The sequence below is a fragment of the Desulfopila inferna genome (genome assembly GCF_016919005.1).
In the GTDB taxonomy this organism is placed as follows: domain Bacteria; phylum Desulfobacterota; class Desulfobulbia; order Desulfobulbales; family Desulfocapsaceae; genus Desulfopila_A; species Desulfopila_A inferna.
This window is the reverse complement of sequence record NZ_JAFFQE010000006.1, coordinates 323287-330720: the sequence shown is the minus strand read 5'-3', so window position 1 is coordinate 330720 and position 7434 is coordinate 323287. Positions and strand designations below refer to the sequence as shown.

At 43.3% G+C, this 7434-nt stretch carries 6 protein-coding genes; 1 reads left to right on the top strand and 5 read right to left on the bottom strand.

What is annotated here, in order from left to right; all coding sequences use genetic code 11:
• The 5 genes from JWG88_RS16040 to JWG88_RS16020 form a co-directional block, all read right to left on the bottom strand.
• Positions 1-971 (bottom strand): hypothetical protein (locus JWG88_RS16040; protein ID WP_205234801.1); only part of this gene is annotated, 971 nt, incomplete at its 3' end.
• Complete coding sequence (locus JWG88_RS16035) at positions 971-2113, bottom strand: glycosyltransferase family 4 protein (RefSeq protein ID WP_205234800.1); 1143 nt, start codon at positions 2111-2113, stop codon at positions 971-973. The genes JWG88_RS16035 and JWG88_RS16040, both read right to left, overlap by 1 nt.
• Before the next feature lie 70 nt (positions 2114-2183).
• Entirely contained in the window at positions 2184-3191 is a 1008-nt protein-coding gene (locus tag JWG88_RS16030; RefSeq protein ID WP_205234799.1) for a sulfotransferase family protein, read from the bottom strand.
• A 22-nt stretch (positions 3192-3213) separates the two neighbouring features.
• Complete coding sequence (locus tag JWG88_RS16025; protein ID WP_205234798.1) at positions 3214-4590, bottom strand: oligosaccharide flippase family protein; 1377 nt, start codon at positions 4588-4590, stop codon at positions 3214-3216.
• Between the two features lie 21 nt (positions 4591-4611).
• Positions 4612-5373 (bottom strand): hypothetical protein, encoded by a 762-nt coding sequence (locus tag JWG88_RS16020; protein ID WP_205234797.1) that lies wholly within the window; start codon positions 5371-5373, stop codon positions 4612-4614.
• A 1103-nt stretch (positions 5374-6476) separates the two neighbouring features.
• Between JWG88_RS16020 and JWG88_RS16015 the strand changes: the two genes are divergently transcribed.
• Complete coding sequence (locus JWG88_RS16015; protein WP_205234796.1) at positions 6477-7415, top strand: sulfotransferase family protein; 939 nt, start codon at positions 6477-6479, stop codon at positions 7413-7415.
• Positions 7416-7434: the final 19 nt, after the last annotated feature.

The window sequence follows — 7434 nt, the reverse complement described above, 5'->3', positions numbered from 1 at the left end:
GGGCGTCGTAACGCCTTGTCGATAAGCGCGGACTCATGGCAGACTCGGCTTTCCAGAGATCTGGCGCGCGATACATTGATTAATTCGGCTGCTCCTATCAACGGGGCTGCATCCCAGTCCATTACAATACGCCCTTGGATATATATCATCGGAAGCAACACTAGCAAGAATGCTACAGTGCGGATTTTGAGTATACTGATTGCGAAAAGAACTATGATACCTATAATAAATGTGACATATCCATTCAATGCCCGGCAGAGTAGAAGAATGACGAATAAAAATAAAGCTGCCGATCCCGCAGATAGCCATCCATACCTCGCAACAGAGCGGGTTCGCCGTAACCAGAAAGCTGTTAACGTGGCACCACTCACCAGCGTTCCAAGTTCCAGACCGTGACGCAAAAAGACCATTGGTCGATACCAGCCTAGTCGCAGGACCATGTGGAAATGAGTCTGCATAAATCCGTAGATGATTTTGTGTAACTGAGGACTCATGCGGTACTCATAAAGGATCAAAGGAGTATAGCAGAGAACGGCAATGACTAATCCTTTTGCAAATTCTCGCATACTTTTTGGCTCCGAAAAATAGGTTCGTCCAATTATGTAAGGTATTCCATAATTTATTGTGTTTGTATAGGCTGCAGAAATGCCGTCATAAATCCCGAGCCCGTTACTTAAAGAACTGGCCATTGGACACATGCACAAGGCAATGATCGGGATGTCGAAAAATCTGAGGCGAATTTGAGCCAGTTGACCAGGATCAAAGATAATTACGCCTAATAAAATACCAAGAACTACTGCTGCTGTTCGCGTATAATTAGGGATTCCAGGCAGCAAGAAAGAAAACTGGGGTAACAGCAGCCAGCCGGACAAGAGACTTATAAGCACGGCACTTCTTGGGCGACAGCAAAAAAACAGAAGTAAGCTCACTATCGGCCAGCCGAACATCATGATATGAACCGTTGGCAGCATTAGGAGCTTCCTCCCGGCAATTGTCGATCAGTTGATTTCTGGTCATCGACTGCATGATGAAAAACGTTCTCAAGAATTTTTGCCGACAAGTCCCAGTCAAACCGCTTAGATATCTCATAACTGGCTCGACTCATTGCACGCCATTGATCATCTGCCAGCTCCAGCACATTGCATGCAGCGTTGGCCATCGTTACAGGGTCACCGGGAGGAACCAGATACCCCGACCTACCGTTCTCAACATAATCCTCTGGTCCTCCGCATCGCGTGCTTACAATCGGGCAATGGGAAGCAGCGGCTTCAAGGCCCGGCATTCCGAATCCCTCAACAGTCGATGGCACAATCCAGCAGTCTGTTTGTTGATAGATTCTGGGGATTTCGTCCTGTTCAGGTCTGAGGTGGAATTCCAACCATTGAGGTGGATTATATGCCTGTAGAATGAGTGATGATCCAAAGGCGACAGCCCGCAAGTGAGGAAATTTTTCCCGGATTAGACGCAGGGCCTCAAATGCCGTGGTCGCACCTTTCCATTCTTCCCGACCGTAGAGCAGGCCTACCGTAGGTCTTGTAGCACGTCCTCGCGGCTGAGACTCGAATTGCTGCCAGTCCACACCATTAGGGACAAGAACGGCCTTTGGGTCATCGTACTCTTCTGCCATGATGCGTTGCAACCACTTCGATATGACTAGCTTTATTCCTGGCATACGATATGTAGCCGCTACTCTTTCGGGGTCGCCTCCGTGAATTTCGTGGTGGCGGATAAAGTAAGCCTTGATCCCCTTCGTGGCTGGCAAATCTTCAATCCACTCTCGTGTTTGCCACCAGGTAGCGATGGTGATGTCGGCGTCCGGTACATGATTTGGCCGGATCTTGTGATCCATCACCGGTATTAATGTTGCAAATGAGTGTTCAAGGTGATGGTGCTGTCGTTCATATATCGCCAACTCATCTCTGACACGCCGCAACCATCTTCGAGGCTTCCAAATCTTCGGCCAGGGCTTCGAAAGGGCGATAAAGACAATATTAACCTCGTGCCCAAGCCGAACCATCGCTTCGGCGATCAGCCGGTTTGACTTTATGCCTCCTGAAAGGTTTGCGCCTGGCATTATCCAGTTGATACGAAGTTTGCTCTTGGTATACCTCATGAAATGTCTCCTAAATTTGCCGACATCGTAAATGTGGATAAGCTATTCCCCGAGGTGCGAAGCGGAGCAATCATTTGTTCCAATGATTCAAGTCTCGTCCTGTAAACTCTTGAAGCCATTTGTTAGAGTCACGGTAATCTGCAAGCAGTCGTTGGCGCGTCTCGGCTAACATTGGGGGGGGATCATATTTTCGCCTTACGTCTTTACCATAGGCTGTTGCTTCCATAGACGAATAAAGCAAATGCCTCACCCTTTTAGGCAAAAGATTACCAATGGACGTTGCCCCCGGTATCGAGCGGAGTGAGGCGATAATATGATCACATGCTATGACCCGACTATGCTCTGCCGATGTATTTGCTTTAACTGTTGCTGCCTTAGTTGCCTCAGCCGGATCCGCCCCTAAAAACCTAAGGAGCTTTGCAAGCATTCTGGTATGATTGTTCACCAGGTCTTCGAAAAACAGGACCAATATCTTGTCACGGTCAAAGTAACGTAAATACTGTTCCAGCTGGGAATGGTATCTGCCAGCTTCAATAATCCAGTTCGCCTTTTCGATTACGTCCTCAAAACTAGCCCCTTTTGCAAGTCCACCTAGCTGTTCTGCAGCTTGAATCATCTGACACAGCTCAATTTCTTCAATGCTCCACTGTTGGTATCTGTCTTTATTTCTTCGCGCTAAATATCGAGCTGATTTCACACGTTGGTAATAGTGTGAGAACGCCCGATCAACGGGATGGCGTACGATATAAATGATTCTTGCATCTGGGATCACTTCATGCATCCGGCGAGATGTTTCTGAAAACTGAGGATAGAAGGAATATGAAGGACTGGCTTCTCCGCAGAGCTGTGAATTCGTTGCGTCTGCGAACTGTGAGGAGTACCAATCCAAACTACGTGTGTAGGTATTCCGTACGAAAAATTCCAACTCCTTTTGGATGGGAACGAATATCTGCTCAAATTGCATCAAGTATCTGTGCAATGTTGTTGTTCCTGACTTGGCGGCACCAATAATTACAAAGTCAGGTAGCCTATGCTTTGTATAATCCTCAGGTTTGCTGCAGGATGTCAGGCTGGACATATGGACTCCTATAGAAACAGAATCAGCGGATGAATGTAAGGCCGATACAAATAATCACGGCCGAAGATCCGATGATTAACAGGTCTATCTGCGGCAACCAAAGCTTATGCCTGGATATGGCCCATGTCAAAACTGGATATACTAAAAGATTACCTATGGCGATCCCGCCGATGAGTCCGGCAAGTCCGGCGATGAACCAACCCATCAACATACAGATGATGACCAGCCCGGCACGAGCTGTTTGAACGACCATGCAGGCAAATGAATCTCCCTTTGCCAATACGGCATTGAGCGACCCCATACCGAGAGTTTGTGCAATGGCGCTAACCGCCAAAAGCTGCAGCATCCATCCAGAGTTTAAATAGCGTGGGTCATAGAGTAGTTCGATAAACAATTGTCCTCCGATAGCGAGCATCCATAATGGAGGTAGTGAAAGTGCCATTAAAGCCAGCCGCGCTCTGAAAACCTTTTGTCGAAGTTGATTTTCGTCTTGATTAGCCACTTGGGAGTAGAGTGGAAACAATACCTTTGAGTTTATCTGCGTCAACATAATTATTACGTTATTTGCCCAAAAAGTAGCCAATGCATAGAGCCCCAGGTCGTTCATATTTATATTTATACCGAGTATTGCTTTGTCGCCCTCCCTGATCAAGGCTGTTATTGCAGTGCTTAAAAACAGCCATTTTCCAAATCGGATTACTTCCCGGGCAACCCGAGAGTTCCATTCAAAACGAACGGACAAGCCGGAAAGCAATCGATATGAGCTAGAACAAGCTACAAACGAGCGAATCACGTTGCCAATCACTAGAGCCCATACTGAAGGAAAAAAATAGGCAATCAGAATAATGCTGATTAGGCCTAGCGATTGCGAGCTTAATTCCCATATCATAAGTGGTCTTAACTCGACTCGTCTTCTCAGAATATATACAGCCGGCGAAGTCAGTCCTGTAAGAACCGCACTTAGTGCTGCGACCGGAATGAATTGTACAAGTGAAGGTATTTCAAAGAGATGGGCTGCAGGGAAACATATGGCCACTGAAACAAGCCATAGCAATAGACCTCGGAGGACAGCTATCGTCCATGCCGTATTAAAAAAACGAGGATCTTCTCCGCGAGGGTCACGTATGAGTGCGGCCCCTATACCGAGATCGGAGAACATCTCCAGCGAGTGGATCACAACATTAACTAAAGCCATTACTCCGAACGCTTCTGGAAAAAGCATTCGTGTGAGAATCAGATTGCCACCTAACCGAAGGAGCCTTGAAAAAGCAAAATTGACCAGCGTCCAAAACGAACCATGTATTGCATGTTTTCTTAGTGAGTGTTTAGCATGAGTTGGTGTACTCGCTTCCCCAGATAAAGTAACCTTCACTATTGGAATGGCTGGTTCAGTACTCATGCTTACTCCTGCAATGCAGTCTTATTGATGATTTGCTAAGAATAGCAATAGCTTTTCTGCCACTATTTTTCGTCCTACCTCATTTAAATGGCCTCCGTCATATGTATACTCCGGGGCTAGGGAATAATATTGATTGCCGTCCAGTTTATAGGCCACTTTTGAGCCATTAGGCAGTGTCGACTCTATTTTGGCAATGTCAAAAACCATTTCATTTCCGTGGTTATAAATGAGCAATTGCTTGTTGTACTTCCACCTGTTGGCATTTTCTTTATGTCCGTTTAAAGGCTTGCCAAATATTCCCTTTAGCCAGGCCTCAATACCACTCTCATTCTTTGTTAAGGGAACTGTAAAATGAATGAGCTTGGTTCTATTGTTTTTCTTTCTTATCTCTTCAATAGTTGAAGCATAATCCTTAAATATTTCTTCAGGGGTTGAATTTCCGGTAATATCCACATAGCATAATTTCAGAATGGCTATGTCAATTTCTTCTGAAGAATCAGAGGTCATTTTTTCTTCAAATTCTCTCATTTTCGATATAGGATCTTTATTTTTCCCGATACGCGAATGGAAAAAGCCTCCTCCACCGTGTTGGCTGAACCCGCTACTTGCTTCCTGGATATTTAATTCTATTTGCGGATTTTCTTTCATGATATCTTGTATACCGTCCAAAATATTCATACCTACGGATTGATGCCCGAAGTATATCTTTTTGTTCGCAAGCTGTTGCCATTTTGCAGTTGGTACAGCAGATAGTTCGTCGTGGAGTGCGTTGTTTTCATTCATTTTCCCTTCATTGCAACCTGAAAGAAGATGTAAAAGGAGGATAGAAACGATTAGGAATGTTGATATTCCCAATATTTCCACTTTTTGATTCAATTTGTTCATCTTTTAGGAAGAGTTGTTTTTATAACTGTATTTTGCCATTTTAAAATAGCTGGTTACCTACGGGGAACAAAATAGGGTGAGAATATAGTGGATACTAATGGATAAGTGAAAGACTTGATCGAAAATTACCCGTTCCCCGATCTGATGAAATGTAGTGGCACTAGGTATGAATTGTGCACGTTTCTGGGCGAGAGGCAAGTCGATGTCTTTTTGTGCCAGGCCATCGATTTTCTGGAATTCCTATCGTCTTGTGCTGTTCATTATAGCAAATTCTTCGAGTTGAGAGCAAACCTGAAATCATAAAAAAGTATATAGAAAAAATAATTTTTCCTTGCTTGAGGGAGAAATGACAACCGGAGAGGAATGTAGATAAGTATTTGAAAATATATATATATGAAAAAAAGGATAAGGGAAGACCTTTCAAGTTGCCGATTAATGGTTAGCTACCAATTGCCATGGTAATGGGCTACATGCATAAAATGTTAGAAATAGGTATGGCGTGAGTAATGTAGCAATTAAAAGAATAACCTGATTAACTCCGCAGCCCGGACGTCTGCCGCGAAGCTCCCATGGACGGATTTACGGCGTCCCGATGAAAGAAGCAGTCCCGGCCTAGGCTACGAGATGCTGAGTTTCCGGGGGGATAATCAGAAAGAACAAACTTGAGAAGGAGGAGGATTATGGTGGAAAAAGCAGTTAAAAAAATGATAGACTTTTGAGAGGATGGAGAGTGAGGAACTCAGTTATGATAGGCTAGATTAGGCGTTAAATTAATAATTTATCCTAGTAAGCTTGACCTCTCACTCTTTCCATCCTTATTCATCTCTTTTTCGATTGCAATTTGTAAAATTTCTCAAATACTTCTTATGGCTCAGGCAAATTATCATCAGGCAGGCCCTTAATTATGAATATGTTTCTGTACTTCCACTTCTGGGGCGATTTTCCCTGGAGATAGAACAGATGGCAGAGAATCCAACAACTTCAGAAAAGAAGATAAATACATGGCAATGAATCCGATATTTTTAGTTGGAGCTGAAAGATCTGGAACTACATTGCTTCGTTTGATGCTCAATGGGCATCCAGATATTTCTTGGCTAAATGAATTCGAATATGCAGTTGATCTTATTACAGAAGATGAAAGATTGCCAAATGTTGAACATTATATCTATTACTTGTCAACCAATAGAATTTTTCAAGCGTCTGGTTTAAAAATGGACAAATCTTCAGAATATCTTGAAATAGTAAAAAGTTTTCTCGCCCAAAAACAAGAATTAGACAATAAATCAATAATAGGAGCAACCTGTCATAGGCACTATGATAGATTGCTCCGGGTGTTTCCTCAGGCTCGCTTTATTTATTTATTCCGCGACCCTCGTGATGTTGCTCGTTCAAATATTGGAATGGGATGGGCTGGAAATGTCTGGAATGGTGTCGATAGATGGGTGGAAGCTGAAAGGTTATGGGAACGTGTTAAACAAGTTCTAGAAATAAACGCATTTATCGAAATCAAATCAGAAGAATTGATCCTCTCACCAAAAGAAACACTTTCAACTATTTGTAGCTTTTTAGATGTTCAATATGATGGAAAAATGATGTCATACCCAGATCATACTTCGTATTCACTGCCAGACCCAAGGCTAACTCAACAGTGGAGAAGAAAAATGTCTGAGAGGCAAATCAAGTTGGTTGAATCCAAAGTTTTTGAGCGCATGACTGCTAGAGGGTATTTACCTTGTTTTAGGACGAAAAATGAGCCTTTTTGCATGCTGAAAATTTTTCTTCAAATACAAAATTGGATTTTCCGAAAAAATTTTAGATTTCGACGTTATGGTTTCCGGCTAACCGCAGGATACTTTTTGGCCAAAAAATTAAGATTAGAATCTTCAGAACGAAAAATAAAACTTTTATTAAATGAGCGGACGAGAAAATATTTAAAATAATGGGAAATCCAGTGGTTAA

Bases quoted from the DNA above. Each gene is read 5' to 3' on its own strand.
- JWG88_RS16030 (WP_205234799.1), bottom strand. From the start codon at position 3,191: ATGTCCAGCCTGACATCCTGCAGCAAACCTGAGGATTATACAAAGCAT.
- JWG88_RS16035 (WP_205234800.1), bottom strand. From the start codon at position 2,113: ATGAGGTATACCAAGAGCAAACTTCGTATCAACTGGATAATGCCAGGC.
- JWG88_RS16025 (WP_205234798.1), bottom strand. From the start codon at position 4,590: ATGAGTACTGAACCAGCCATTCCAATAGTGAAGGTTACTTTATCTGGG.
- JWG88_RS16015 (WP_205234796.1), top strand. From the start codon at position 6,477: ATGGCAATGAATCCGATATTTTTAGTTGGAGCTGAAAGATCTGGAACT.
- JWG88_RS16020 (WP_205234797.1), bottom strand. From the start codon at position 5,373: ATGAATGAAAACAACGCACTCCACGACGAACTATCTGCTGTACCAACT.